The following is a 26,329-nucleotide window of genomic DNA, read 5'->3' on the forward strand; positions in this document are numbered from 1 at the left end:
GACTTGCCTGGCACCCGTGCGTATCTTGAACAACGATTCGACCAGGTGCCTGGCAAGTCCAACGATCAACGACGGCGACGCGCCCCGGGGCCGAGGCCTCCGGGGCGCGTTTCGCGATCACTGTCGGTTGTGGCGTGATCGTCAGAGTTGCAGCCCGGTGAGGACGAGGACGCGGGGGTCGGTGTAGTCGTCCATGGCGCTGCGCAGGCCCTCGCGGCCGGTGCCGGAGCCCTTCACGCCGCCGTACGGCATCTGGTCGGCGCGGAACGACGGCACATCCCCGACGATCACGCCCCCGACCTGCAACGTCGCGTGCGCCGTGAACGCCGTCTGCACGTTGCCGGTGAAGACGCCCGCCTGCAGGCCGAACGCCGAGTCGTTGACGGCCGCGAACGCGGCCTCGTCGGAGTCCACCGTGGAGACGACCAGCACCGGTCCGAACACCTCGTCGCAGGCGACCTTCGCGTCGGCGGGCACGTCGGCCAGCACCGTGGGCGCGTATGTCGAGCCGTCACGCGTGCCCCCGGTCAGCACCGTCGCACCGGCGGCGACGGCCTCGTCCACCCAGCTCTGCACCCGCTCCGCCGCCGCCTCGCTGATCATCGGCCCGACCTGGGTGTCGGCTGCGGCCGGGTCACCGGTCTTGAGCCCCCGCACCGCCTCGACCAGCTTCGGCACGAACGCCGCAGCCTGGTCCCGGTGCACGATCACCCGTTGCACCGCGATGCAGCTCTGCCCGGCCTGGTAGTTGCTGAACAGGGCGATGCGCTGGGCCGCCCAGGCCAGGTCGGCGTAGTCGCCGCAGACCACCGCGGCGGCGTTGCCGCCCAGCTCCAGCGTCACGTGCTTGTGCGGCACCGCGGCCTGGATCTGCGCGCCGACCGGCCCGGACCCGGTGAACGAGACCACGGGCAGCCGCGGGTCGGCGACCAGGGCGGCGGCGCGCTCGTTGGGCACCGGCACCACCGAGAACATGCCCGCGGGCAGGTCGGTCTCGGCCAGCAGCTCGCCGAGCAGCAGCGCGGACAGCGGGGTGGCCGGGGCGGGCTTGACGATGATCGGCGCGCCGACCGCGATGGCCGGGGCGACCTTGTGCGCGACCAGGTTCAGCGGGAAGTTGAACGGGCTGATGCCCAGCACCGGGCCCTTGGGGAAGCGCCGTACGACGGCCATGCGCCCGGCCGCGGCGGGGTCGGTGTCCAGCCGCATCAGCTCGCCGGAGAAGCGGCGCGCCTCCTCGGCGGCCCACCGGAACGTGGAGACCGCGCGGCCGAGTTCGGCCTTGGCCCACATGAGCGGTTTGCCGTTTTCGGCGCTGATGAGCGCGGCGACCTCGTCGCCCCGTTCGGCCAGCCGGCGGCTCACGTGGTCGAGCGCGGCGGCCCGTGCCGCGGCGGGCAGCCGGGCCGCGTCCGGCGCGACCTTCGCCGCGGCCGCTACCGCGTTTTCCACCTGCTCAGGCGTAGCGTTGGCGGTCTGACCGACCACGCGCCCGTCGTAGGGATTGCGTACATCAACGAGATCATCACTGGTCTCCGGGGAACCGGCGATCCAGTACGGGGTCCGATCGGCCATACGCCCACCCTAACGCACGGAAACAGTTGCTCAAGACCCTTGCTCGACACGGATTTCGTCGCGAGGATAGCTCTATGCCACCGATGACAGAGAAACTTGCCAACTTCATCAACGGAAAGTACGTAGCTCCCGTCGACGGCGGCTACGCCGACCTCATCGACCCGTGCACCGGGGAAGTTCTCGCCCAGACGCCGGTCTCCGGCAAGCAGGACGTCGAGGACGCCGTGGCCGCGGCGGCCGCCGCGTTCGAGACCTGGCGCGACACCACACCCAGCGAGCGCCAGAAGGCCCTGCTGAAGATCGCGGACGCGGTCGAGGCGCGCGCCGCCGAGCTGGTCGCCCTGGAGAGCCGCAACACCGGCAAGCCGCTGCACCTGACCGCGAGCGAGGAGCTGCCGCCCGCGATCGACCAGATCCGCTTCTTCGCCGGTGCCGCCCGGCTGCTGGAGGGCCGCGCGGCCGGCGAGTACATGGCGAACATGACCAGCTACGTGCGCCGCGAGCCGATCGGCGTCTGCGCGCAGGTCACGCCCTGGAACTATCCGCTGATGATGGCGGTGTGGAAGTTCGCGCCGGCGATCGCCGCGGGCAACACCGTGGTCCTCAAGCCGTCGGACACCACCCCGATGTCGACCCTGCTGCTGGCCGAGATCGCGGCCGAGTTCCTGCCGCCGGGCGTGCTCAACGTGGTCTGCGGCGACCGCGACACCGGCCGCGCCCTGGTCGCGCACCCGACCCCGGCCATGGTCTCCATCACCGGCTCCACCCGGGCCGGGTCCGAGGTCGCCGCGTCGGCCGCGCCCGCGCTCAAGCGCACCCACCTGGAGCTGGGCGGCAAGGCCCCGGTGCTGGTGTTCGACGACGCCGACGTCGCCGCGGCCGCCGAGGGCATCGCGATCGCCGGGTTCTTCAACGCGGGCCAGGACTGCACCGCGGCCACCCGGGTGCTGGTCACCGAGGGGGCGTACGACGCGTTCGTCGAAGCCCTCACCGAGCAGGCCCGCAGCCTCAAGACCGGTGCCGCCGACGACGAGGACGTGCTCTACGGCCCGCTCAACAACGCCAACCAGCTCGCCAAGGTCGCCGGCTTCATCGAGCGGCTGCCCGCGCACGCCCGGGTCACCACCGGCGGCGAGCGCGTCGGCGAGCGCGGCTACTTCTTCGCGCCGACCGTCGTCGCGGACCTGATCCAGGGCGACGAGATCGTCACCGACGAGGTGTTCGGGCCGGTCATCACGGTGCAGAAGGTCGCCGACGAGGCGGAGGCGCTGCGTTACGCCAACGACTGCCGGTACGGGCTGGCCTCCAGCGTGTGGACCGCCGACCACGGGCGGGCGATGCGGCTGAGCAGGCGCCTCGACTTCGGCTGCGTGTGGATCAACACTCACATCCCGCTGGTCGCCGAGATGCCGCACGGCGGCTTCAAGCAGTCCGGCTACGGCAAGGACCTGTCCGCGTACGGCCTGGAGGACTACACCCGGGTCAAGCACGTCATGCACAACATCGGAGAATGATCTTGAGCACGTCCTCTGAGATCCACGCGCGCCGCGTGGGCGCGGTGGCCCGTGGCGTCGGCTCGGTGCTGCCCTCCTACGTGGACCACGCGAGCGGCGGCACGCTGACCGACGTCGACGGGCGGGAGTGGATCGACTTCGCGGCCGGCATCGCCGTCACCAACGTCGGCAACAGCGCCCCCGCGGTCGTCGCCGCGGTGCGCGAGCAGGTCGAACGCTTCACTCACACCTGCTTCATGGTGACGCCGTACGAGTCGTACGTGTCGGTGTGCGAGCAGCTCAACGAGCTGACACCGGGTGACTTCGAGAAGCGCTCGGCGCTGTTCAACTCCGGCGCGGAGGCCGTCGAGAACGCCGTGAAGATCGCCCGGTACGCCACCGGGCGGTCCGCGGTGATCGTGTTCGAGCACGGCTACCACGGCCGGACGAACCTGACCATGGCGCTGACCGCGAAGAACATGCCGTACAAGCACGGGTTCGGGCCGTTCGCGCCGGAGGTCTACCGGGCGCCGATGTCGTACCCGCTGCGCGACGGCCTCACCGGCGAGCAGGCCGCCGCCCGCGCCACCGACATGATCACGACGCAGGTCGGGGCGCAGAACGTGGCCGCGATCGTCATCGAGCCGATCCAGGGCGAGGGCGGCTTCGTGGTGCCCGCGCCCGGGTTCCTGCCCGCCCTGGCGTCCTGGGCCTCGGCGAACGGGGCGCTGTATGTCGCCGACGAGATCCAGACCGGCTTCTGCCGTACCGGCGACTGGTTCGCCTCCACGCACGAGCGGGTCGTCCCGGATCTGATCACCACGGCCAAGGGCATCGCGGGCGGCCTGCCCCTCGCGGCGGTCACCGGCCGGGCGGAGATCATGGACGCGGTGCACGTCGGCGGCCTCGGCGGCACGTACGGCGGCAACCCGCTCGCCTGCGCCGCCGCCCTGGCCTCCATCCAGACCATGCGCGACCTGGACCTCACCACGACGGCCCGCCGCATCGGCACCGTGCTCACCGACCGCCTGTCCACCCTGGCCGACAAGTACCCGCAGATCGCCGAGGTCCGCGGCCGCGGCGCGATGATCGCCATCGAACTCGTCAAACCCGGCACCCTCGACCCCGACCCGGTCCTCACCGGCGCGGTCAACAAGGCCTGCCACGCCGCCGGCCTGCTCACCCTGACCTGCGGCACCTGGGGCAACGTCTTCCGTTTCCTCCCGCCCCTGGTCATCTCCGACGAAGACCTCGACCGCGGCCTCACCATCCTCGACCAGGCCTTCGCCACCACCACCTGAGCACAAGGAAGGGCACCTTCTTCTACGCGGAGCGTTAAGAAGGTGCCCTTCCTTCTAAAAGGGCCAGGTGGACGACTCGCCGGACTCGATGAGGCCGATCATCGCGAAGGCGGCGTCGGTGATGCCGCCGAAGGTGTGGCGCTTGGCGACGGACGGGGTGTGGCCGAGGCGGTAGCCCGCGAGGTTCCAGGTGTAGACGGGGACCTTGGCGGGCACGGCCGCTGCCACGTCGGCGCTGCCGTGCCAGTGGGCCTGCTCGTCGGTGAGGATCAGGACCCGGTCGTGGCCCGCGTGGTGCTTGCGGACCGCGTGCTCGGTCTCGGTGCCGCCGCCGAAGAACCAGCCGCCTTCCTTGAACCGCTGCACGGCCTTGAGCACCGACTCGCCCGGGCGCAGGTCGAACAGCTTGGTGTCGTCGGAGAACGACACCACCGTCGCGTCGGCTGCCCGTGCCGCCACCGCCAGGCCGAACATGGTCGCCGCGTCCCAGCAGCGCAGCGAGCCGTCGCGACTGAACGGGCTGTCCATCGAGCCCGAGGTGTCGATCAGGATCAGCGTGCGGCCGCCGAGCCGGGGCACGTTGCCCAGCGCGAACTGCAGCGCCTTCTCCAGCGGGTACGCCCAGCGCAGGCTCGGCGCCGCGTTGTACGCCGACAGGAAGCGCATCGGCAGCACCCGCGACCGGTCAACCTCGTCCGGGTCGGACAGCTTCGCCGCCACCAGAGCCGCGACCTCGTCGCTCACCCCGGCCTGGTCGAAGTTGCGCAGGTTGCGCAGCAGCGCCAGGTAGCCCATCGACGGGATCATCGCGGACCACGCCGCGGCGTCCAGCGGCCCCTGCCGCCAGCCCGCGAGCGCCTCCCACGTCATGCCCGCCGCGGCCAGCGCCTGCGGGTCGAGCACGGCGGCCCGCTGCTCGACCGGCAGTGCCATCAACTCCTCCCGGGCGCGCAGCACCCGCAGCGCCTCCGGGACCGGGTTGCCCCGCTGGTGGCGGCGGTCCAGCGCGTGCTGGAACAACTCGCCCTGCGCCGCGTCGCGCGGGCTCGGGTGGGTCAGCTCCAGCACGTCCGCGAAACGCAGCGCACGGCCGTCCGAGTCGTACTTGAGCAGGCTGCGCTCGTGGTAGAGCCGCACCGCCGCGTCGGCGATCCCTCGCTTGACCGGCTTGGGCAGCGCCCGGCCGTGCACCGACAGCCAGTACGCCAGCGCCTCGCCGGGCTCGTCGGCCCGCTGCAGCGCGGCGTCCACCACCGCGCGCGAACCCGGGATGCCAGCAGCGACCTGGGCCTTCGCGCCCTCCAGCGCGGCCACCACCGAGGCGCTGCGCAGGTTGGCCCCGAGCCGCAGCCACGGCACGAACCGCGCGAACCACTCCGGGTCCGCCACGGCGACCTTCGCCACCAGCTCACGGAACCGGACGTCGCGGTCGCCCGCGCTCTCGTAAAAGGTCTGCTCGCCGACCATGTTGGACACGGCCAGCAGGAACAGCTCCAGCTTCGGCTCGCGGGCGAACCCGGGCGCGCCCTCGGCGGTCACCCCGGCCGGACGCTTCACCAGCGTCGACAGGTTGAACTTGGCCATGATGTCCCCTCCCCCAGGGGTTTTCGGGCGCGCGAAACCCATCCGGGGGTACGGGAGGGGAGACGCGCCTCCCGAGATCGAAGCGGCCACGGACGGAGATCGGCTTGCGCCGTCTTCATTTGCAGTGAAGTAGCCGTGGCCCGCGCACCGGGAGGTGCGGAGATCAATGTAGGCGCGGTCCGCCGTGGCAGGCAAAGGGTTTGCCGGCGTGGAAGTCCGTGCCATCGTGGTCGTCATGTCGGGCATCCGGATCTGGTTGGCCGCCACCGTCGACGCCGCGAAATTGGCCCAGCACGCCGCAGGCGAGGTGCTCGGCGTCGACCCCGCACAGCTCGAGATCGGTCGCGAGCCGTCCGGCCGGCCCTACGTGGTCGGCGCTGTCGGCCTGCACCTGGCCGTCAGCCACACCCCGGACCTGGCGGCCGTGGCCGTCACCGATCTCGGCCCGCTGGGCGTGGACGTCGAGCCGGTCCGCCCCCTGCCCGCAGCCGAGCTGGCCCGGCGCTGGTTCTCCACGCCGGAGGCGGACTGGGTCGCCCGCCACCCTGACGACTTTCTGCTGCTGTGGACCGCGAAGGAGGCCGTCGGCAAGGCTCTCGGCATCGGGCTGCGCGGTGGCGGCCTGCGCCGGCCCATGCCCCTGCCCCCCACCGCGACGCTGACGGCGACAGTGCCGGGCCTGCCCACCATGGCCGTCGCCGCCTGGCGCCACCAGGAAACGGTGCTCGGCCTCGCGTGCGACACGGTCACGGCGCTCGGCGTCTCCGTCTCGGTCACCCGCCGGGAAGGGGAAGGAACGCGGCACGCCCGAGATCGAGTCGGTGACGGCGTGGTGGTCCCGTCGCCGGGACCTGGTGCTCTGGCCACTGAGCTACCGCCGTCCTGACGGGCGGCGGGCGGGATTCGAACCCGCGACCTCCCCGTTAAAAGCGGAGTAGCCGTTACCTGCGCACCGGGCGTGCCGTGTTCGTCTCCCGAGATCGAGGTCGGCGGCGGCGTAGCCATTGCTCTGCCGACTGAGCTACCGGACCCGAAGGCCTGGGCGGGGCTCGAACCCGCGACCCATGGAGGAAGAAGTATCCGCTGCCTGCGCACCGGGAGACGTAGGTCCAACCTAGATCCAGCCGTGCGCCGCGGCAACGGATTTCCGACCGGAGGACGCATCCCCTCGGCATTTCACATCATCTTTGATGTGCCCACATCAAAGATGATGTGAACCCACACAGACAAGCACTCTCCCCCGGCGTCACGTCCGCTCGGGTATATCCCGACTCATCTCGAAGATATACCCGAGCGGACGTGGGACAACGCGTCAGGCGGCGATCTGCTCGCGGGCCGCCTGGGTCACTGCTCGAAAGGGCTGCTGGTCACGCATGCCCCAGGGCGAGCCGTACGCGGTCAGCAGGTCCAGGAACGGCACCGGGTCGAGCGCCTCGGGGCCGAGCACCCCGGCGCCCTTCCACACGCCCTGCGCCAGCAGCTCCAGCGCGACGACGGGGTTCACCGCGGTCTGCCACACCACCGCCTGGTGGCCGTACTCGCGCATGGACCATTCGTTGTCGACGACGTGGTACAGGTACATCTCCTTGGCCCGGCCGTCGAGGCCCTTGCCTTTGACCCAGGTGCCGGCGCAGGTCTTGCCCTTCATCCGGGAGCCCAGCGTGGCGGGGTCGGGCAGCTGCGCGGCGAGGACGTCGCGCGGCGAGACCATGACCGTCGACTTGCCGCCGCCGATGGCGACCGGCCTGGTGGAGTCGAGGCCGAGCTTGTGCACGGTCTTCAGGATCTCGATGAACTCGGTGCCGAGGCCGTACTTGAAGGTGACCCGCTTCGCGTCGACCCAGCGCGGGATGAGCAGCACCTCCTCGTGCTCCACGTTGACGCACTCGACCGGGCCGATGCCCTCGGGGAAGTCGAACACCTCGGGCTCGCTGAACGGGGCCGTGGTGAACCAGCCGCGCTCGCGTTCCCAGATGATCGGCGGGTTGAGGCACTCCTCGATGGTGGTCCAGATGGAGAACGACGGGGCGAAGTCGAAGCCCTCGACGGTGATGTTGGAGCCGTCCCGCACGCCGATCTCGTCGATCTCGGAGAACAGGTGGTCGGCGGCGTACCGGGCGAAGATGTCGGACAGGCCGGGCTCGACGCCGATGCCGACGAGCGCGAGCCGGTCGGCCGCCTCCCAGGCGACGGCCTTGCCGAACTGCTCCTCGCCGAGCATCACGCCGGTCTTGGCGTACGGGTCGGTCGGGTGCGGGTGGGACAGCGACATGGCCATGTCGAGGTAGTCCGCACCCGCCGCGTACGCCCCGTCGAAGATCGGCATGACGAAGCGGGGGTCCACCGCGTTGAGCACGTGCGTGATCTCGTGTTCGCGGCACAGTTCGGCGACGTCGGCGGCGCGGGAGGCATCGAGCCGCGCCGCGACGAACCGGTCGTCCAGTCCGGAGACGGCCCGTTGGGCGCGCTCCAGGGAGTAGTCGGCGACCACCATGAGCTGGAAGAAGTCACGGCGAGCGGCGATGGCGGCTGCTGCACTGCCGACGCCACCAGCGCCGACCAGCAGGATACGCATAAAAGTCCCTTCAACATCGTGGCGACGAATGCCACGAAACGACTTGATTCAGGTGTGTTTCCCACCGGTGGGTCGGCGGGACAGGTGGGTCAGGAGTCGAAGCCGAGCCCGGCGTGGTCCAGCGTGCGCAGCCACAGGTTGCGCCGGCCCTGGTGCTCGTCGGCGCGCGCCAGCGACCAGCGGGTCAGCTGGATGCCGAGCGAGCGCAGCGGCTCCGGCGGCAGCGGCCAGGGCTTGGACCGTACGAAGTCCAGCCTGGTGCGCTCCGTGGACGCCCCTTCGAGGTGGTCGAGCATCACCTGCGCGCCGAAACGCGTCGCGCCGACGCCCAGTCCGGTGTAGCCGGCCGCGTAGGCCAGCCTGCCGCCGAAGGCGGTGCCGAAGAAGGCGCAGAAGCGGGTGCAGGTGTCGATCACCCCGCCCCAGCTGTGGGTGAACCGAAGTCCCTCCAGCTGCGGGAACGTGGTGAAGAAGTGCTCGGCCAGCCGGGTGAAGGTGTCCTGGCGCTGTTCGAGGGTCGGCGCGATCCGGTTGCCGAAGTGGTAGATCGCGTCGTAGCCGCCGAACAGGATCCGGTTGTCCGCGGTGAGCCGGTAGTAGTGGAACTGGTTCGCCGAATCGCCCAGCCCCTGCCGGTTACGCCAGCCCAGGTCACCGAGCTGGGTCGCGGTCAGCGGCTCGGTCATCAGGGCGTAGTCGTACACCGGGATCAGGTAGCGCTTGAGCTTGCGCACGAGCGGTCCGAAGGCGCTGGTCGCCAGCGCGACCCGGGCCGCCCGCACCTCGCCGTGCGGGGTGCGCAGCAGCAGGCCGTCGCGCCCGCTGCTCACCCCGAGCACCGGGGTGCCCTCGTAGATGCGCACGCCCAGGGTCAGGCACGCCTGCCGCAGGCCCCAGGCCAGCTTCGCCGGGTCGACCATGGCCACCCGGTCGCGGTCCCACCAGCCGCCCAGGTACGTGGGCGAGTCGACCTCGGCCCGCACCTGCTCGGCGTCGAACACCTCGGCGCGGTAACCCATGGACCGGGTCAGCTCCGCCGACTCGTGCAGCCAGTCCAGCTGGTACGCGGAGGTGGCCACCTCCAGCTCACCGGTGCGCTCGAAGTCGCAGTCGATGCCGTACCTGGCCAGCGTGTCCTCGATCTGGTCGAGGTTCTCCCGGCCGAGCCGTTCCAGCTCGGTGATCTCGTCCGGGAAGCGGTCCACCCCGTTGGCGAGCCCGTGCGTGAGGCTCGCGGAGCAGAATCCGCCGTTGCGTCCGGAGGCGGCGTGGCCGCACACCCCCGATTCGAGCACCACCACGTCGGTCGACGGGTCGCGCTCCTTGGCCAGCAGCGCCGTCCACAGGCCGCTGTAGCCGCCCCCGATGACTGCCAGCTGCGCGGTGGTCGCGCTGGTCAGCGGGGGCACGGGTGCCGGCCGGGAGGGCCGGTCCGTCCAGTACGGCGTCGGCGACGTGTCTGACAGCGCCGACGCCCACAGTTTTGATCCTTTGGCCCGCATGAGCCGATCTCCTCCTTCTACTACCGGGAAGCCGGTTTGCGGCTTCATTTCCCTATAAATCCCTAGACAAACGAAATGTCCAGGAATGCCAAACGACCGCCGAGCGGCTCCCACGATTAGGCGTGGGGCCGGTCGGCGGCCGTCAGGAGATCTAGGACGTCGCGGCGCGGCGGGCGGAGCGGCGACGGGTGCGCAGCTGGCCCGCGATGACGAACGCGAACGAGATCAGGAACATCGCGGTGGCGATGGCGTTGACCTGCGGCGGGATCCCGCGCAGGTTGGAACCCCAGATGAACATGGGGAAGGTGGTGTAGTCGCTGGTGCCGGTGACGAAGTTGGTGATGATGAAGTCGTCGAAGCTCAGCGAGAACGCCAGCAGGGCGGCGGCCACGATGCCGGGTAGCACGAGCGGCAGGATGACCAGACGGAACGCCTGCCACGGCGTCGCGTACAGGTCCATCGCCGCCTCCTGCAGCCTCGGATCAAGCCCGGCCAGCCGTGCCTTCACGGTGACCACCACGAACGATATGCAGAACATGACATGCGCGATGAGGATCGTCAAGAAGCCCATCGGAATCTGCAGCCCTATGAACAGGGTCAACAACGACGTTCCCATGACGATTTCCGGGGTGGCCATCGGCAGGAAGATCAGCGTGTTGGTGCTGCCCCGGCCGATGAACCGGTAGCGAACCAGGGCAAACGAGATCAAAGTACCCAGGATGGTCGCGATCACGGTCGCCGACAGGCCCACGTAGATGCTGCGCATCAGCGAGTCGCAGATGCCGGCCGCACCGCAGATGTCGGTCCAGTTGTTCCAGGTGAACTGGAACGTCTCCAGGTCCAGCACGTACGTCGTGTTGCGGCTGGCGGGCTGGTTGAACGACAGCAGCATGACCACGGCGATCGGCACGAACAGGTAGGCCAGCAGCACGAACCCGAGCAGCAGCACCCACTTCTCGGCGAGCCAGCGCCAGAACCCGTGCATCAGACCACCTCCTCGGTGCCCGCGGTGCTGACGTAGATCGTCACCAGCACCAGGATCGTCGCCATGAGCATCACCGACAGCGCGGACGCGATCGGGTAGTCGTTGACGATCAGGAAGCGCGACTGGATCACGCTGCCGATCATCTGCGTGTTCGGCCCGCCCAGCAGCTGCGCGTTCACGTAGTCACCGGCGGCCGGGATGAAGGTGAGCAGGGTGCCCGCGATGACGCCCGGCATGGACAGCGGCAGTGTCACGCGGAAGAAGCTGCGCACCGGCCCGTGGTAGAGGTCGCGCGCGGCCTCCAGCAGCCGTACGTCCAGCTTGTCGAGGCTGGCGTACAGCGGCAGCACCATGAACGGCAGGAAGTTGTAGACCAGGCCCGCGATCACCGCGAACTCGGTCGCCAGCAGCCGCCCGTCCGGTCCGAGCAGGTGCGCCCACTTCAGGAAGTCGACCACCGGCCCGCTGTCGGACAGGATCGCCTTCCACGAGTACGTGCGCACCAGGTAGCTGGTGAAGAACGGCGCGATCACGCCGACCAGCATCAGGCTCTTCCAGCGCCCGCCCTTGATCGCGATGGCGTACGCCAGCGGGTAGCCGAGCAGCACGCAGACCACCGTGGTGATCAGCGCGTACCAGAGCGAGCGCAGGAACTGGACGTGGAACATCTCCCACGCGTCGGCATAGTTCGAGAAGGCCCAGGCGAACGTGTAGCCGGTCTCCACCGAGCCGCTCGGGTCCCACAGGCTCGCCATGACCAGCTGGAACACCGGGTAGACGAAGAACACCGCGAGCCAGAGCAGACCGGGGGCCAGCAGGGCGTACGGGATCCACTTGCGCCGCCGCATCCCGGCCGGGGGTTCGACCGGGATCTCGGTGGCGGCGGCGGGGGTGCCCGACGCCGTGGGCAGCAGGGCGGCCACGTCAGCTCCCCACGAGGAACGAGTGGGCGGGCGACCAGTGCACCGCCACCTCGGTCCCGGGCAGCGCCGGGTTCGCGATGCCGGAGTTGGGCACGAACACCGTCAGCTCGCTGCCCCACGGGGCGCGGACCAGGTACTGCGTGGAGACGCCGGTGAAGGACGCGTCGGTGACGACGCCCCGCACCGCCGCGTGGCCCGAGGGCACCGTGTCCAGGCCGTCGGCCAGGTGCAGCTTCTCCGGGCGTACGCCCAGCAGAGCCGTGCCCGACGTGACCCGGCACCGGCCCGCCGGCACCGCCAGCCGGTTGCCGTGCGCGTCGACCGTGACGTGGCCGTTGACCTGGCCGGTGACCTCCGCCTTGATCAGATTGGACTGGCCGAGGAAGTTGGCCACGAACGCCGACGCCGGGAACTCGTACATCTCGGCCGGCGCGCCCAGCTGCTCGATCCGCCCCGCCTGCATCACCGCGACCGTGTCGGCCATGGTCATGGCCTCCTCCTGGTCGTGCGTGACGTGCACGAAGGTGATGCCGACCTCGGTCTGGATGCGCTTGAGCTCGATCTGCATCTGGCGGCGCAGCTTGAGGTCGAGCGCGCCGAGCGGCTCGTCGAGCAGCAGCACCTCGGGCTGGTTGACCAGGGCCCGGGCCAGCGCCACCCGCTGCTGCTGCCCGCCGGACAGCTGCGCCGGGCGGCGCGACCCGTACTGGCCCAGCTGGACCAGGTCGAGCATCTCGGCGACCTTGCGGCGGGTCTCCGCCCGGTTCTCGCCCTTGCGGCGCAGGCCGAACGCCACGTTGTCCTCGACGCTCATGTGCGGGAACAGCGCGTAGCTCTGGAACACCGTGTTGACCGGCCGCTTGTACGGGCGCATCCGGGTGATGTCCAGCCCGCCGAGCGTGATCCGCCCGGCGTTCGGCTCCTCCAGTCCGGCGACCATGCGCAGCGTGGTGGTCTTGCCGCAGCCCGACGCCCCGAGCAGCGCGAAGAACGAGCCGTCCGGGATGGTCAGGGTGAGGTCGTCGACGGCGGTGAACCCGCCGAACGTCTTGGTGACGTTCTCGATGCAGAGGTCCTGGTCGGTCAACCTGTCACGCCCCGATCGCTGCCTGGAACTTGCCCTGGTACTCCTTCTCCTCAGCCTCGGTCAGCGGCTTGAAGATCTTGATCTTCGACTGCATCGCGGCGTCGGGGAAGATGAGCGGGTTCTGCGCGAGGTCGGGGTCAATCTTGACCATCTCCTCCTGCGCGCCCGCCACCGGGCAGACGTAGTTCACGAACGCGGCCAGCTCGGCGGCCACCTTCGGATCGTAGTAGTAGTCGATCAACGCCATCGCGTTCGCCGCGTGCGGCGAGGTGATCGGGATCAGCATGTTGTCCGACCAGAGCATCATGCCCTCGTCCGGCGTCACCAGCTTGATCTTGTCGTTCTCGAACCCGAGCTGGATGACGTCGCCGGACCACGCGATACAGGCGGCGATGTCGCCCTTGGCCAGGTCCTGCACGTAGTCGTTGCCGGTGAAGCGGCGGATCTGGCCCGAGGCCACGGCGGCCTTCAGCTTCTCCAGCGCCGCGTCGAAGTCGGCGGTGGTGAAGTTGCCCGGGTCCTTGCCGATCGACAGGAGCATGAAGCCCATCGTGTCGTGCATCTCGGTGAGGCAGGTGACCTTGCCCTTGAGGTCGGGGCGGGTCAGCAGCTCGTCGACCGTGCGCACCTCCTTGGTCACCGCGGTGTTCACGCCGATGCCGGTCAGGCCCGACTGCCACGGCGCGGCGTACTCCATGTTCGGGTCGAACTGGCGGCTGCGCAGGGACGGGGCCAGGTTCTTGCTGAACGTGGCGACCTTGTCTGCGTTGAACTTGGCCGCGAAGCCGTTGCGGATGAACGTCGCCGCCATCCAGTCGGTGAACACCACGATGTCCCGGTCGATCGGCTGGCACGCGGCGAGCTGCGTGCGGATCTTGCCGTAGAACTCGTTGTTGTCGTTGATGTCGGCGGTGTAGGTGACGTCGATGCCGGTCTTGGCCTTGAAGGCGACCAGCGTCGGGTGGACCTCGGGGTTCTTCTCGTCCTCGTCCATGTAGGCGGGCCAGTTGGAGAAGGCGATCTTGCGTTCGGTGGCCGACACGTCGGCGACGGTGCAGAGCGGGCCGGCCGACGGGCCGGCGTTGCCGTTGTTGGTGCCCTTGGTGCCGCAGGCGGCGAGCGCACCGCCGGCCACCGCGAACGCCCCTCCGGCGAGAGCCCCGCGCAACACGGTTCGGCGCGACGGCATGGCCGCCAGCACTGCCTGAGCCTGCGGGGAGAGTGGTATGCGACGAGCCATCGAACGTTCCTTCACTGCCAGAGGGGTGTACAGGCGCAGATATCACTTACTGACTGAAGACGGTGCGGTGCCACGGCTTCGCGGCGACCGCGGTGATGTCGTACATGACGTGCTTGATCTGGGTGTACTCGTCGAACGAGTACGTGGACATGTCCTTTCCGAAGCCGGAGCGACGGTAACCCCCGTGCGGCATCTCGCTGATGATCGGGATGTGGTCGTTGACCCACACACATCCGGCGCGCAACTCACGCGTGCCCCGCAGCGACCGGTGCACGTCGCGCGTCCACACGCTCGCCGCCAAGCCGTACGGCGTGTCGTTGGCCAGCGCCACACCCTCATCATCGGCGTCGAACGGCAGCACGACCAGCACCGGGCCGAAGACCTCCTGCTGGACGATCTCGCTGTCCTGCGCGGCGTCGACGACCAGGGTGGGCGCGTAGTAGGCGCCGTGCGCCAGACCCTCGGGCACCCGGCCGCCCGCCACGATCTTGGCACCCGCCGCGCGGGCCCGGTCGACGAACCCCGCCACCCGGTCGCGCTGGGCAAGGCTGATCAGCGGGCCGATGTCGGTCGCCGGGTCCAGCGGGTCCCCGGCGCGGACGCCCTCGAACAGCTCGGCGACCCGGGCCACGAACCGGTCGTACAGCGGGCGCTGCACGTACGCGCGGGTCGCGGCGGTGCAGTCCTGCCCCGAGTTGATCAGCGAGCCGGCCACCGCGCCCTGCGCCGCGGCCTCCACGTCCGCGTCGTCGAACACCAGGAACGGGGCCTTGCCGCCCAGCTCCAGGTGCACTCGCTTGACCGCGCCCGCGGCGGTCGCGCCGATGCCCCGGCCCACCGCCGTCGAGCCGGTGAAGCTGACCATGTCCACCTCGGGGTGGGCGACCAGCGCCGCCCCCGCCACCGGGCCGCGCCCGGTGACCACGTTGACGACCCCGGCCGGGATGCCCGCGTCCAGGCAGGCCCGCGCGAACATCACGCTGGTCAGCGGGGTCAGCTCGGCGGGCTTGAGCACGATGGTGTTGCCCGCCGCGACGGCGGGCAGGATCTTCCAGGCCGCCATCTGCAGCGGGTAGTTCCACGGCGAGATCGAGCCGACCACGCCGATCGCCTCACGGCGCACGTAGCTGGTGTGGTCGGCGGAGTACTCCCCCGCCGCCTTGCCTTGCAGGTCGCGGGCCGCTCCGGCGAAGAAGGCGGTGTTGTCGATGGTCCCCGGCACGTCGAACTCTGTAGCCAGGCGCACCGGTTTGCCGGTCTGCGCCACCTCCGCGGCCACGAAATCCGCGGCCCGCTCGCTCAGCAGCCCGGCCAGGCGGTGCAGCGCGCCCGAGCGTTCGCCGGGCGTCGCGCCCGACCAGCCCGGGAAAGCCGCCCGCGCGGCCGCGACGGCGGCGTCCACATCTTCCTGACCAGCGAGTCCGTACTCGGCGACGGTGCTACCGTCGGCGGGGTTGACCACGGTGAACCGCTCACCCGACGTCCCATCGGCGAAACGCTCACCGATGACATTCGGCGAAAAGCCGTTCATATCGCCTCCCACTGTCAGATGGTTAACAACCCGTGGCGCGACGATCGTGACATGACGTGCGCCACATGACAAGGGATTCCGTGGCGAATCTGGGGTGCGACTACGAATTCCGGCAGCCAACATCGCGAGTTGATGACGTTTCCGTTACAAGCCTGCCCGCCAAGTGCCGGAATCGTCTGCCTCGTAGCGATACGATGCCCGGGCCGGATCATCTCCCTCGCGATCCCCCTCTGCGTACGCCCCAGGAGGCCTCATTGCCGACGCCCGCCGACTCCGCCGCATCGCGCGCTGTCATCCGCCGACACCCTCAACTCAACCACGCCAACCACGCGCTCCTCGACGACATCGCGAAGCAGATCATCGAGCAGTTGCAGGAGGACGGCCGCAGACCGTACGCGACCATCGGCCGCGCGGTCGGCTTGAGCGAGGCGGCCGTTAGACAACGGGTACAGCGGCTCATCGACGCGGGCGTCATGCAGATCGTGGCGGTCACCGACCCGCTCCAGCTGGGGCTGGGCCGCCAGGCGATGATCGGCGTGAAGACCACGGGCGACCTGGACGGCATCGCCGACCGGATCTCCGAGATCGAGGAGGTCGACTACGTGGTGATCACCGCCGGGTCGTACGACCTGCTGCTGGAGGCGGTCTGCCGCAACGACGACCACCTGCTGGAGATCCTGCACGAGGTGCGCGCCGTGGACGGCGTGATCGGCGCCGAGGTCTTCGTCTACCTCAAACTCCGCAAGCAGACGTACTCCTGGGGCACCGCCTGACCCCGGCTTCACCCGCACGCAGTCCCGCCCGGACGGTCATCCAGGCGGGACTGCGTGCTTGGGCGCCGGAAGGCGTCAGACGCCCATGACGGCGGAGAACTTCGCCTGGTAATCCTTCTCCTCGGCCTCGCCGAGCGGGGCGAACGCCTTGACGCCGGCGAGCATGGCGTCGTCGGGGAAGATCAGCTTGTTCTCGGCCAGCTCAGGGTCGATCTTGACCATCTCGTCCTGCGCGCCGGCGACGGGGCAGACGTAATTGACCCACGCGGCCAGTTCGGCGGCGACCTTCGGGTCGTAGTAGTGGTCGAGCAGCGACATCGCGTTGCTCGCGTGCGTCGCGGTCACCGGGATCACGGCCGCGTCGGACCAGATCAGCAGGCCTTCCTCCGGCGACACAAACTTGATCTTTTCGTCGTTGAGGCCCAGCTGCAGGGCGTCGCCGGACCAGGCGATCGCCGCGGCGACGTCGCCCTTGGCCAGGTCCTGGACGTACTCGTTGCCGGTGAAGCGGCGGATCTGCCCGGACTCGACGGCCTTGCGCAGCTTCTCCAGCGCGGCGTCGAAGTCCTCGGGCGTGAACGCCGCCGGGTTCTTGCCGAGCGACGCGATGAGCAGGCCCATCGTGTCCGGCATCTCCATCGGCACGCTGACCTTGCCCTTGAGGTCGGGGCGGGTGAGCAGCTCGTCGACGGTGCGCACCTCCTTGGCGACGCGGGTGTTGACCGCGAAGCCGGTGAGCCCGGACTGCCACGGCACCGCGAAGCGCAGCTCCTGGTCGTACGGGCGGGCCTTGAGCGAGGGCAGCAGGTTGCGCCGGTAGTTCGGCGTCTTGGCCGGGTCCAGCTCCTGCGCGAAGCCGTTGCGGATGAACTTGTTGACCATCCAGTCGGAGAACACCACGATGTCGCGGTCGATGCTCTGGCAGGCCGCGAGCTGCGCACGGATCTTGCCGTAGTACTCGTTGTTGTCGTTGATGTCCTCGGTGTAGGACACGTCGACGCCGGTGCGCGCCTTGAAGGCGGCCAGCGTCGGGTGGCGCTTCTCGTCGTTGGAGTCGACGTCCAGGTATTGCACCCAGTTGCCGAACGACACCTTGCGCTCGCTCGCCGAGACGTCGGTGGCCTTGCACGCGGGCCGGGTCGACGCCCCCGCCTGGGGAGCCATACCGCTGGGGCTGCACGCGGCCATGACCCCACCGGTCGCGGCGAGCGCGCCGCCGGCCAGGGCGCCGCGCAGCACGCGCCGGCGCGATGGGGTCGCGGTGGTGGCCGCGAGCAGGGCGCGGGCCGGAGCCGACAGAGGACGAGCGCGCAATCTAGGCACCTCTCGCTGGGCAGGCTGAGAGCCTGGAGGGGTAAAGGGGTGACCCGCAATTGTGCCGAAATCGACCCGCCACCTGCCCGCTGAGGTGCGGCAGCTCACAAACCGCCCGTTACCGCCCAACGATGTCGGCCCGGTTGCCGACGCACTACGAAATCCGTAGCCGTCGTGCGAAAATACTACGGAGAGGGTTGCTGCATCTCGACTACGTGTGCGATAACCGTAGGCAACGCCGCAACGTACCGATGAGTGAGGCCTCACGATGGGCAAGGAAACCGACCACCTCTGGATGCACTTCACCCGCATGGGCGCGTACCGCGAGGGCAGCGTGCCGACGATCGTCCGCGGCGAGGGCACGTACGTCTGGGACAGCAACGGCAAGCGCTACCTCGACGGCCTCGCCGGCCTGTTCACCGTCAACGCGGGCCACGGCCGCGCCGAACTGGCCGACGCCGCCGCCAAGCAGGCGCACGAGCTGGCCTACTTCCCGCTCTGGTCTTACGCCCACCCGAAGGCCATCGAACTCGCCGACCGCATCGCCGAGCTGACCCCCGGCGACCTGAACCGCGTCTTCTTCACCACCGGCGGCTCCGAGGCCGTGGAGAGCGCGTGGAAGCTCGCCCGCTCCTACTTCAAGAAGGTCGGCCAGCCGCTGCGCCACAAGGTCGTCAGCCGCTACCTCGCCTACCACGGCACCTCGATGGGCGCCCTGTCCATCACCGGCGTGCCCGCGTTCCGGGCCGAGTTCGAGCCGCTGGTGCCCGGCGGCATCAAGGTGCCGAACACGAACTTCTACCGCGCCCCCGAGCACGGCGACGACTACGAGGCGTTCGGCGTGTGGGCGGCCGACGAGATCGCCCGCGCGATCGAGCGCGAAGGCCCGGAGACCGTCGCCGCGGTGTTCCTGGAGCCGGTGCAGAACGCGGGCGGCTGCTTCCCCGCCCCGCCCGGCTACTTCCAGCGGGTACGCGAGATCTGCGACCGCTACGGCGTGCTGCTCGTGTCCGACGAGGTCATCTGCTCCTGGGGCCGGCTCGGCGAGTACTTCGGCGCCCAGTACTACGGCTACCAGCCCGACATCATCACCACCGCCAAGGGCATGACCTCGGGATACTCCCCGCTCGGCGCGATGATCGCCAGTGACCGGCTGATCGAGCCGTTCCTGGCCGACGGGCAGATGTTCGCCCACGGCATCACGTTCGGCGGGCACCCGGTCAGCTGCGCGGTCGCACTGGCCAACCTGGACGTGTTCGAGCGCGAGGGCCTGGTCGGGCACGTGCGGGAGAACGCGCCCGCGTTCCGGGCCACCCTGGAGAAGCTGTACGACCTGCCGATCGTCGGCGACGTGCGCGGCGAGGGCTACTTCTACGGGATCGAACTGGTCAAGGACAAGACGACCCGGGAGACGTTCAACGCCGAGGAGTCCGAGCGGCTGATCCGCGGCTTCCTGTCCACGGCGCTGTTCGAGGCGGGGCTGTACTGCCGCGCCGACGACCGGGGCGACCCGGTCATCCAGCTCTCCCCCGCGCTGACCGCCACCCAGCAGCAGTTCGACGAGATGGAGCAGATCCTGCGGGATGTGCTGACCCGGGCCTCGTCACTGCTGTGACGTCCCTGTGGTTCGACACCGCGGGCGGGGCCGTCGCGCCCCGCCCGCCCCTGCCCGGCGACCTCGACGTCGACGTGGCGATCGTGGGCGCGGGCTACACCGGCCTGTGGACGGCGTACTACCTGCGCCAGGCCGATCCCGGACTGCGGATCGCGATCGTGGAGGCCGAGCAGGCCGGGTTCGGGGCGTCGGGCCGCAACGGCGGCTGGTGCTCCGGGCTGCTGCCCACTCCCCTGCCGAAGCTGGAGAAGCTGCATGGGCGCGGCGCGGCCATCGCGTTCCAGCAGGCGATGATCGACACCGTCGACGAGGTCGGCCGGGCCGCCGCCGCCGAGGGCATCGACTGCCACTGGGACAAGGGCGGAACGCTGGGGCTGGCCCGGTCCGCGGCGCAGTGGCGCGGGGCTCGGGCCGAGGCGGAGCTGGCCGCGTCGTACGGGTTCGAGCTGCGGCTGCTCGACCGGGCCGAGGCGCTCGACCGGTGCGGCGCGACCGCGGTGCACGGGGCCACCTGGTCCCCGCACTGCGCGGCGGTGCACCCGCTGCGGCTGGCCCGCGGGCTGGCGTTGGCCGTCGAGCGACTCGGCGTCGCGATCTACGAGCGGACCCGGGTGCTGGAGATCATGCCGGGCGCGGGGCGCACCGCGGTCGGCGGGCACCGTGCCGCGGTGCGCACCGACCACGGCACGGTGCGAGCCGACACGGTCGTCCGGGCCACCGAGGGCTACACGGCGAGCCTGCCCGGTCACCGGCGTGCCGTGGTGCCGATCTACTCGCTGATGGTCGCCACCGAGCCGCTGCCGAAGTCCTTCTGGGACGAGGCGGGACTGGACCGGCGGGAGACCTTCACCGATCACCGCCGCCTGGTCATCTACGGCCAGCGCACCGCCGACGACCGGCTCGCCTTCGGCGGGCGCGGCGCGCCGTACCACTACGGCTCGGCGATACGCCCGCCCTTCGACAACGAGCCCTCGGTGCACCTCGCACTCCGGAACACCCTGGTCGAGCTGTTCCCGGCCCTGGGCGACGCGAAGATCACCCACGCCTGGGGCGGGCCGCTGGGCATCACCCGGGACTGGCACCCCTCGGTCGGCCTCGACCGGTCCACCGGCCTGGCCTGGGCGGGCGGCTACGTCGGCGACGGCGTCGCCGCCACCAACCTCGCCGGCCGCACTCTCGCCGACCTGATCACCGGCACCGAGTCCTCGCTGACCGTCCTGCCCTGGGTCAACCACCGCTCACCGCGCTGGGAGCCCGAACCCCTCCGCTGGCTCGGCATCAACACCGCCCTGCGCGCCGTCGTCGCCCTCGACCGGTTTGAAGGAAGGGCACCTTCTTAACGCTCCGCGTCATAGAAGGTGCCCTTGCCAACGCTCCGCCCGTCGCCCTGCTGCGCATGATCGCTGTTTCGGGTCAGAATCTGCGGTCTGACCTCACCTTTTGACCCAAAACAGCGATCATGGCGGCAAAGCCGAACCCGCCATCGCGGGCATCCAGCGCCGCCACGCCGTGGACGTCGGTCTCGCGCCGGCGCTTGCTCGCGGTTACGCCGACGAACGGCCTGCCAGCACCCCTTCCGACGTTAAGAAGGTGCCCTTCCTCTACGGATAGCGATGGGAAGGTGCCCTTCCTTCGCCGCTCAGGACGGGGGGATGACGCGGAGGTGGCCGCGGCGGCCGGGGGTGGGCGGGGCGTTGTGGGGCGGTTCGGGGGCGGGCTGGCGGGGGGCGGGGCGGGCTGCCTCGCGGACCGCTTCGGCCAGGGCCACCAGGTCGTCGGTGGTGGGCGGCGGGGGCTCGAACTCGCCGTCGTGGCGGACGAGGTCCCAGCCACGGGGGGCCGTCAGGCTCAGGGCGTGGGGTTCGCACAGGTCGTACGTGTGCGGCTCCTGGTACGCGGCGAGTGGGCCGACCACCGCCGTGGACTCCGCATAGACATAGGTCAGCGTTGCAACCGCCTGCCGGGGGCAGCCGTTACGGGAGCAACGCCGTGGAGACCTCACGGCGTGTGACGTTAGCGCCCCGCCGCGCACCGGCACGCCGGTTGCGCCGCGACACGCCGAGGGAAGGATCACGGCCCCGTACCGGGTACCGGCACTGGCGCTCGGGGATACATTTGCCGGGTGACCAGTCCCGCCCGCCGCCGCCCCACCGCCGCCCGCCGCCGACGCGACCGCCACGGCAGGGGTATGCGCGGTCGGCTGGTGCCGGCCAGCGTGCCCCTGGCCCGGACGAAGGCCGAGGTCTTCGACGAGCTGGTGCTGGACACGGTGGAGTCGCTCGAGGCGCGCTTCGCGACCGAGCTGGCCGGGGTGGAGTTCGCGGTCGAGGACGTGCCGCCGGACCTCAACGTCTACGACTCGGACGTGCTGGAGGACGGGCGGGTGCCGCTGGCGCGGCTGCTGCCGGGACGGCCGGGACGGCACGGGGTGCCGCCGCGGATCGTGGTCTACCGGCGTCCGCTGGAGTTCCGGGCCTCAGATCGGGACGACCTGGGCGAGCTGGTGCGGGACGTGATCGTGGAGCAGGTCGCCAACCTGCTGGGCCTGAACCCGGACGATCTCGCGTAGCCGACGCGGCTCCGGGCCTGCCTGAGGCGCCCGCCGGAGCGGCCGTGGTGCTTGTCGGAGCGCTGCCGGACCGCCCCCACGGGCCGGCAGCGCTCGAAAGTCTCAGATCGCGCGGCGCTTGAGCTTGCGCCGCTCGCGCTCGGACAGTCCGCCCCAGATGCCGAAGCGCTCGTCGTGCGACAGCGCGTACTCCAGGCACTCGGACTTGACCTCGCAGCGCGAGCAGATGCGCTTGGCCTCGCGGGTAGAACCACCCTTCTCGGGGAAGAACGCCTCCGGGTCAGTCTGGGAGCACAGTGCGTGCTCCTGCCACTCGGGCGCGTTGCCCAGCAGATCCGCCACGACGGGGCGACCGTCCATCTCCGCTGCCTCCTTATTGCGCGCCGGTCACGACCGGCGCAACCCCCCACCTGGAGAGCGTTGGTCCACATAGGCGGTTTTGTGGATGCCGCTACCTCCAGCCCCACGCAAAATTACACGCGTGTCCTACGTGCACCGTCAAGCTGACTCTGGTACACGCCCGGCAGGGCCGTTCGGTTCGGCATTTCACCGTCCCGCCACTGCCCTATCGATTCAGACCCGAAACCGGTGACGGCATGTCGGGCGTGTCGTGGCGAAATTCTGCTGGCGTGTCGGGCTTGACGGCAGGGTGCTGACGACCTTCGGACAGGAGTGAGCTGCTAGCGCACGTAACTTGTGGTGCGCTGGCGGGCGGGCCGACCGGCGGCCGCGGCGATGGCGTGCAGCTGTTCCACCGTACGGGCCGAGCCGTGCGCCGATCCGGCCATCCGGGAAATCGTCTCCTCCATAAGAGTGCCCCCGAGGTCGTTGCAGCCGCCGTCGAGCATGGCCACGGTGCCCTCGTCGCCCAGCTTCACCCAGGAGCACTGGATGTTGGGGATGCGCCCGTGCAGCAGCAGCCGGGCCATCGCGTGCACCACCCGGTTCTCGCGCCAGGTCGCCCCCGCGCGCGAGATGCCGGCCAGGTAGATCGGGGCGTTGGTGTGCACGAACGGCAGCGCCACGAACTCGGTGAAGCCGCCGGTGCGGTCCTGCAGCCCCGCCAGCACCCGGAAGTGGCCCAGCCAGTGCTTCGGATGGTCGACGTGGCCGTACATCATCGTGGAGCTGGATCGGATGCCCAGCCGGTGCGCCGTCTCGACGGTCTCCACCCAGGCCGAGGTGGGCAGCTTGCCCTTGGTCAGCACCCAGCGCACCTCGTCGTCGAGGATCTCCGCGGCGGTGCCCGGGATGGTGTCCAGGCCCGCGTCCCGCAGCCGGGTCAGCCAGTCCGCCACGGACACGCCCGCCTTGGCGGCCGCGGTGACGATCTCCATCGGCGAGAAGGCGTGCACGTGCATGCCGGGCACCCGCTCCTTCACCGCGCGCACCAGGTCCGGGTACACCGAGACGGGCAGCTGCGGGTCGATGCCACCCTGCACGCAGATCTCGGTCGCGCCGTCGCGCCAGGCCTCCTCGGCCCGGTCGGCGACCTGCTCGACACTCAGCCGGTACGCGTCGGCGTCCCGTTCACGCTGCGCGAACGCGCAGAACCGGCAGCCCACATAACACACGTTCGAAAAGTTGATGTTCCGGTTGACCACATAGGTGACGTCGTCGCCGACCGTGTCCCGGCGTACGTCGTCGGCGATGCCGCACAGCTCGTCCAGCGCCGCCCCGTCGGCGTGCAGCAGGGCCAGCGCCGCCTCCTCGTGCACCGGCTCCAGCAGCGCCGCCGGGTTCTCCCGGGCGATCCGCAGCCCCGCCGCGAGCGCCCCCACGCTGACCGCGGGGCCCACGCCGGCGGCCGCCGCCTCACCGACCGCGTTCCAGTCGCCGTACACCGTGTCGAAATCACCGCGCCGGTCGCCGGTGCGCCCCTCGGCGTCGATCTCGCGGTGCAGGTCGACGCGGCCGACCCCGCCCTCGACCTCGGGCTCCTGCCACGGGCGGCCGGTCACCGGCGCGTCCGCGACGGCCATGCCGTGCTCGTCGGCCAGGGCTCGCACGTGCGGGTGCAGCCGCGGGTCGAGCCACCGCTCGGCGCCGCGCACGTAGTTCGGATACACCGTGAGCCGCTCGCGCAACTCGAACCCTGCGGCGGCGGTCAGCGCGGCCAACTCGTCCAGGTGCGGCCAGGGCCGCTCCGGGTTCACGTGGTCGGGCGTCAGCGGCGACACCCCGCCCCAGTCGTCGATCCCGGCCTTGACCAGCAAATCGAACGAGGCGTCGCTCTGCTTGCCGGTCGGCTCTGACGAGCCGATCAGGTTCGGCGGGGCCTGGATGCGCATGCCCGGCCCCATCAGCAGCCGCGTCACCGCGACCGTGGCGGCCAGGTCCAGCACCGACGCGTCGGGAGTGGAGCGCATCGCCGTGTCCGGCTTGGCCCGGAAGTTCTGCACGATGATCTCCTGCAGGTGCCCGTACTCCCGGGCGCTGCGGCGCATCTCGAAGATCGCGTCGACCCGCTCGGCGTGCGTCTCCCCGATGCCGATCAGGATGCCCGTGGTGAACGGCACCCCGACCCGGCCCGCGTCGGCGAGCACCCGCAGCCGCACCGCCGGCTCCTTGTCCGGCGAGCCGTAGTGCGGACCGCCCGGCTCCGACCACAGCCGCGTCGCGGTCGTCTCCAGCATCATGCCCATGCTCGGCGCCACCGGCCGCAGCCGCTGCAGATCCGCCCAGCTCATGACGCCCGGGTTCAGGTGCGGCAGCAGGCCGGTCTCCTCCAGCACCGCGATCGCCACCGACCGCAGGTAGTCGATCGTGGACGCGTACCCCCGCTCGGTCAGCCACTGCTGCGCCGCCGGCCACCGCTCCTCCGGCCGGTCACCCAGCGTGAACAGCGCCTCCTTGCAACCCAGCGCCGCGCCCTGCCGGGCGATCGCCAGCACCTCGTCCCGGTCCAGGTAGGCCGCGGGCAGCCGGTGCGGCACCGTCGCGAACGTGCAGTAGTGGCACCGGTCACGGCACAGCCGCGTCAGCGGGATGAACACCTTCTTCGAGTACGTGATCACGCCCGGCCGGCCGGCGTCGCGCAACCCCGCGTCGCGTACCCCCGAAGCCAGCGCCAGCAGCTCGTCGAACGCCGCCCCCGAGGCACTGAGCAGCGCAGTAGCCTCCGCGGCGTCCAATGCCTTCCCCGCCGCCGCACGCTTGAGCGCACGGCTGATCTCCGCGGAACCGACCACCGGCTGGGCAACGACCTCGCTGGACATGGAGGCCAGCCTACGACCCTGGCCCCGTCGGCCTCCCGCGGTGCGGGAGGATGTCGCCATGCGGATCGTGGTGCTGGCAGGTGGCATCGGCGGCGCGCGTTTCCTCGCCGGAGTGCGGGCCCACGCCCGCGCCACCGGCGACGAGGTGACCGCCGTCGTCAACGTGGGCGACGACGTGTGGATGCACGGGCTGCGCATCACCCCCGACCTCGACTCCGTCATGTACACCCTCGGCGGCGGCATCGACCCCGAACGCGGCTGGGGCCGCGCGGGCGAGACCTGGACCGTCAAGGAGGAGCTGGCCAAGTACGGTGCCGAGCCCACCTGGTTCGGCCTCGGCGACCGCGACATCGCCACCCACCTGGTCCGCACCCGCATGCTCAACGCCGGCTACCCGCTGTCCGCCGTCGTCGCCGCGCTCTGCGACCGCTGGCAGCCCGGCATCACGCTGCTGCCCGCCACCGACGACCGGCTCGAAACCCACGTCGTGGTCGCGGCCGAGGACGGCAGCGGCGACCAGGCGATCCACTTCCAGGAATGGTGGGTACGCCACCGCGCCGCGCTGCCCGCCAAGCAGTTCCGCTTCGTCGGAGCCGACACCGCCAAACCCGCCGCGGGCGTGCTGGACGCGCTCCAGGCCGCCGACATCGTGCTGCTCGCCCCCAGCAACCCCGTCGTGTCCATCGCGCCCGTGCTGGCCGTCAGCGCCCTGCGCGACGCCCTCGTCAGCGGCTCCGCCCCCGTCGTCGGCGTCTCCCCCATCATCGGCGGCAGCCCCGTACGCGGCATGGCCGACAAATGCCTGTCCGCCGTGGACGTCGAATGCTCCGCCCAGGGCGTCGGCCGCCTGCTCGGCGCCCGCACCGCCGGTGGCGTGCTCGACGGCTGGCTCGTCGACACCGCCGACGCCGCCACCGACGTCCCCGGCGTACGTGTGCGCGCCGTGCCCCTGTGGATGACCGACGACGACGCCACCGCCGCCATGGTTCGCGCAGCGCTGGAGTTGGGCGGCGTCGCGTGAACGAGCACACTGGTCACGGCAGC

Annotated in this window: 21 protein-coding genes; 8 read left to right on the forward strand and 13 right to left on the reverse strand. The window is 70.5% G+C overall.

Translation table 11 applies throughout. The annotated features are described in order from the left end of the window. Positions 1-141: 141 nt before the first annotated feature. Positions 142-1,575: an aldehyde dehydrogenase family protein gene (locus AB0B35_RS03335; protein ID WP_361040087.1), complete on the reverse strand. Its 1,434-nt coding sequence runs from the start codon at positions 1,573-1,575 to the stop codon at positions 142-144. An 83-nt stretch (positions 1,576-1,658) separates the two neighbouring features. On the opposite strand from AB0B35_RS03335, the gene AB0B35_RS03340 reads away from it, so the two are divergent. Together AB0B35_RS03340 and gabT are read left to right on the forward strand one after the other, a co-directional pair. Next, complete coding sequence (locus tag AB0B35_RS03340) at positions 1,659-3,089, forward strand: gamma-aminobutyraldehyde dehydrogenase (RefSeq protein ID WP_361040090.1); 1,431 nt, start codon at positions 1,659-1,661, stop codon at positions 3,087-3,089. Positions 3,090-3,091: 2 nt separating this feature from the next. Beyond that, a complete protein-coding gene (gabT, locus tag AB0B35_RS03345) occupies positions 3,092-4,369 on the forward strand; it encodes a 4-aminobutyrate--2-oxoglutarate transaminase (protein WP_361040092.1) in 1,278 nt (425 codons plus the stop codon). A 54-nt stretch (positions 4,370-4,423) separates the two neighbouring features. Here gabT and AB0B35_RS03350 read toward each other — a convergent pair whose 3' ends face one another. Continuing rightward, on the reverse strand, positions 4,424-5,953 hold the full coding sequence (locus AB0B35_RS03350) for a TROVE domain-containing protein (RefSeq protein ID WP_361040094.1): 1,530 nt from the start codon (positions 5,951-5,953) through the stop codon (positions 4,424-4,426). Positions 5,954-6,161: 208 nt separating this feature from the next. Between AB0B35_RS03350 and AB0B35_RS03355 the strand changes: the two genes are divergently transcribed. Then, entirely contained in the window at positions 6,162-6,839 is a 678-nt protein-coding gene (locus AB0B35_RS03355) for a 4'-phosphopantetheinyl transferase superfamily protein (protein WP_361040096.1), read from the forward strand. Between the two features lie 426 nt (positions 6,840-7,265). On the opposite strand, the gene AB0B35_RS03360 is transcribed toward AB0B35_RS03355, so the two are convergent. The 7 genes from AB0B35_RS03360 to AB0B35_RS03390 form a co-directional block, all read right to left on the reverse strand. Further along, positions 7,266-8,528 carry a saccharopine dehydrogenase C-terminal domain-containing protein gene (locus tag AB0B35_RS03360; RefSeq protein WP_361040099.1) on the reverse strand — a complete coding sequence of 421 codons (1,263 nt, stop codon included), beginning with the start codon at positions 8,526-8,528 and terminating at the stop codon, positions 7,266-7,268. An 89-nt stretch (positions 8,529-8,617) separates the two neighbouring features. After that, positions 8,618-10,030 carry an FAD-dependent oxidoreductase gene (locus AB0B35_RS03365; RefSeq protein WP_203689414.1) on the reverse strand — a complete coding sequence of 471 codons (1,413 nt, stop codon included), beginning with the start codon at positions 10,028-10,030 and terminating at the stop codon, positions 8,618-8,620. A 151-nt stretch (positions 10,031-10,181) separates the two neighbouring features. Next, positions 10,182-11,015 (reverse strand): ABC transporter permease, encoded by an 834-nt coding sequence (locus AB0B35_RS03370; RefSeq protein ID WP_361040102.1) that lies wholly within the window; start codon positions 11,013-11,015, stop codon positions 10,182-10,184. After that, positions 11,015-11,938: an ABC transporter permease gene (locus AB0B35_RS03375; RefSeq protein WP_360522211.1), complete on the reverse strand. Its 924-nt coding sequence runs from the start codon at positions 11,936-11,938 to the stop codon at positions 11,015-11,017. The genes AB0B35_RS03370 and AB0B35_RS03375 overlap by 1 nt, the downstream gene beginning before the upstream one ends. Position 11,939: 1 nt before the next feature. After that, a complete protein-coding gene (locus AB0B35_RS03380; RefSeq protein ID WP_361040105.1) occupies positions 11,940-13,025 on the reverse strand; it encodes an ABC transporter ATP-binding protein in 1,086 nt (361 codons plus the stop codon). A 4-nt stretch (positions 13,026-13,029) separates the two neighbouring features. Then, positions 13,030-14,265 (reverse strand): spermidine/putrescine ABC transporter substrate-binding protein, encoded by a 1,236-nt coding sequence (locus AB0B35_RS03385; protein WP_361040108.1) that lies wholly within the window; start codon positions 14,263-14,265, stop codon positions 13,030-13,032. Between the two features lie 46 nt (positions 14,266-14,311). Beyond that, on the reverse strand, positions 14,312-15,796 hold the full coding sequence (locus AB0B35_RS03390; RefSeq protein WP_361040111.1) for a gamma-aminobutyraldehyde dehydrogenase: 1,485 nt from the start codon (positions 15,794-15,796) through the stop codon (positions 14,312-14,314). A gap of 293 nt (positions 15,797-16,089) precedes the next feature. Between AB0B35_RS03390 and AB0B35_RS03395 the strand changes: the two genes are divergently transcribed. Then, complete coding sequence (locus tag AB0B35_RS03395; RefSeq protein ID WP_360522928.1) at positions 16,090-16,569, forward strand: Lrp/AsnC family transcriptional regulator; 480 nt, start codon at positions 16,090-16,092, stop codon at positions 16,567-16,569. 75 nt (positions 16,570-16,644) lie between these two features. On the opposite strand, the gene AB0B35_RS03400 is transcribed toward AB0B35_RS03395, so the two are convergent. Beyond that, positions 16,645-17,883: a spermidine/putrescine ABC transporter substrate-binding protein gene (locus AB0B35_RS03400; RefSeq protein WP_361040114.1), complete on the reverse strand. Its 1,239-nt coding sequence runs from the start codon at positions 17,881-17,883 to the stop codon at positions 16,645-16,647. Between the two features lie 268 nt (positions 17,884-18,151). Here AB0B35_RS03400 and AB0B35_RS03405 point away from each other — a divergent pair, with 268 nt between their 5' ends. Together AB0B35_RS03405 and AB0B35_RS03410 are read left to right on the forward strand one after the other, a co-directional pair. After that, positions 18,152-19,498: an aspartate aminotransferase family protein gene (locus AB0B35_RS03405; protein ID WP_361040117.1), complete on the forward strand. Its 1,347-nt coding sequence runs from the start codon at positions 18,152-18,154 to the stop codon at positions 19,496-19,498. Continuing rightward, entirely contained in the window at positions 19,495-20,838 is a 1,344-nt protein-coding gene (locus AB0B35_RS03410; protein ID WP_361040120.1) for an FAD-dependent oxidoreductase, read from the forward strand. The genes AB0B35_RS03405 and AB0B35_RS03410 overlap by 4 nt, the downstream gene beginning before the upstream one ends. Before the next feature lie 299 nt (positions 20,839-21,137). On the opposite strand, the gene AB0B35_RS03415 is transcribed toward AB0B35_RS03410, so the two are convergent. After that, a complete protein-coding gene (locus AB0B35_RS03415; RefSeq protein WP_361040123.1) occupies positions 21,138-21,500 on the reverse strand; it encodes a DUF3499 domain-containing protein in 363 nt (120 codons plus the stop codon). Between the two features lie 186 nt (positions 21,501-21,686). Between AB0B35_RS03415 and AB0B35_RS03420 the strand changes: the two genes are divergently transcribed. Continuing rightward, positions 21,687-22,067 carry a metallopeptidase family protein gene (locus AB0B35_RS03420; RefSeq protein WP_230686544.1) on the forward strand — a complete coding sequence of 127 codons (381 nt, stop codon included), beginning with the start codon at positions 21,687-21,689 and terminating at the stop codon, positions 22,065-22,067. Positions 22,068-22,169: 102 nt separating this feature from the next. On the opposite strand, the gene AB0B35_RS03425 is transcribed toward AB0B35_RS03420, so the two are convergent. After that, positions 22,170-22,427 carry a WhiB family transcriptional regulator gene (locus tag AB0B35_RS03425; protein WP_120316911.1) on the reverse strand — a complete coding sequence of 86 codons (258 nt, stop codon included), beginning with the start codon at positions 22,425-22,427 and terminating at the stop codon, positions 22,170-22,172. Between the two features lie 320 nt (positions 22,428-22,747). Beyond that, positions 22,748-25,285: a bifunctional FO biosynthesis protein CofGH gene (locus tag AB0B35_RS03430; RefSeq protein WP_361040126.1), complete on the reverse strand. Its 2,538-nt coding sequence runs from the start codon at positions 25,283-25,285 to the stop codon at positions 22,748-22,750. Between the two features lie 58 nt (positions 25,286-25,343). Here AB0B35_RS03430 and cofD point away from each other — a divergent pair, with 58 nt between their 5' ends. Further along, the gene (cofD, locus tag AB0B35_RS03435) at positions 25,344-26,306 is read left to right on the forward strand and encodes a 2-phospho-L-lactate transferase (RefSeq protein WP_361040129.1); all 963 of its coding nucleotides are present in this window, start codon (positions 25,344-25,346) and stop codon (positions 26,304-26,306) included. Positions 26,307-26,329: the final 23 nt, after the last annotated feature.

Origin of the sequence: Catellatospora sp. NPDC049133, assembly GCF_040648455.1 — a bacterium.
In the GTDB taxonomy this organism is placed as follows: Bacteria; Actinomycetota; Actinomycetes; order Mycobacteriales; family Micromonosporaceae; genus Catellatospora; species Catellatospora aurea.

What these genes read in the sequence shown, in the direction of transcription:
- AB0B35_RS03365 (WP_203689414.1), bottom strand. Translation starts at nt 10,030, where the DNA reads ATGCGGGCCAAAGGATCAAAACTGTGGGCGTCGGCGCTGTCAGACACG.
- AB0B35_RS03405 (WP_361040117.1), top strand. Translation starts at nt 18,152, where the DNA reads ATGGGCAAGGAAACCGACCACCTCTGGATGCACTTCACCCGCATGGGC.
- AB0B35_RS03420 (WP_230686544.1), top strand. Translation starts at nt 21,687, where the DNA reads ATGCGCGGTCGGCTGGTGCCGGCCAGCGTGCCCCTGGCCCGGACGAAG.
- AB0B35_RS03390 (WP_361040111.1), bottom strand. Translation starts at nt 15,796, where the DNA reads ATGAACGGCTTTTCGCCGAATGTCATCGGTGAGCGTTTCGCCGATGGG.
- AB0B35_RS03430 (WP_361040126.1), bottom strand. Translation starts at nt 25,285, where the DNA reads ATGTCCAGCGAGGTCGTTGCCCAGCCGGTGGTCGGTTCCGCGGAGATC.
- AB0B35_RS03340 (WP_361040090.1), top strand. Translation starts at nt 1,659, where the DNA reads ATGACAGAGAAACTTGCCAACTTCATCAACGGAAAGTACGTAGCTCCC.
- AB0B35_RS03385 (WP_361040108.1), bottom strand. Translation starts at nt 14,265, where the DNA reads ATGGCTCGTCGCATACCACTCTCCCCGCAGGCTCAGGCAGTGCTGGCG.
- AB0B35_RS03370 (WP_361040102.1), bottom strand. Translation starts at nt 11,015, where the DNA reads ATGCACGGGTTCTGGCGCTGGCTCGCCGAGAAGTGGGTGCTGCTGCTC.
- cofD (WP_361040129.1), top strand. Translation starts at nt 25,344, where the DNA reads ATGCGGATCGTGGTGCTGGCAGGTGGCATCGGCGGCGCGCGTTTCCTC.
- AB0B35_RS03360 (WP_361040099.1), bottom strand. Translation starts at nt 8,528, where the DNA reads ATGCGTATCCTGCTGGTCGGCGCTGGTGGCGTCGGCAGTGCAGCAGCC.
- AB0B35_RS03425 (WP_120316911.1), bottom strand. Translation starts at nt 22,427, where the DNA reads ATGGACGGTCGCCCCGTCGTGGCGGATCTGCTGGGCAACGCGCCCGAG.
- AB0B35_RS03350 (WP_361040094.1), bottom strand. Translation starts at nt 5,953, where the DNA reads ATGGCCAAGTTCAACCTGTCGACGCTGGTGAAGCGTCCGGCCGGGGTG.
- AB0B35_RS03335 (WP_361040087.1), bottom strand. Translation starts at nt 1,575, where the DNA reads ATGGCCGATCGGACCCCGTACTGGATCGCCGGTTCCCCGGAGACCAGT.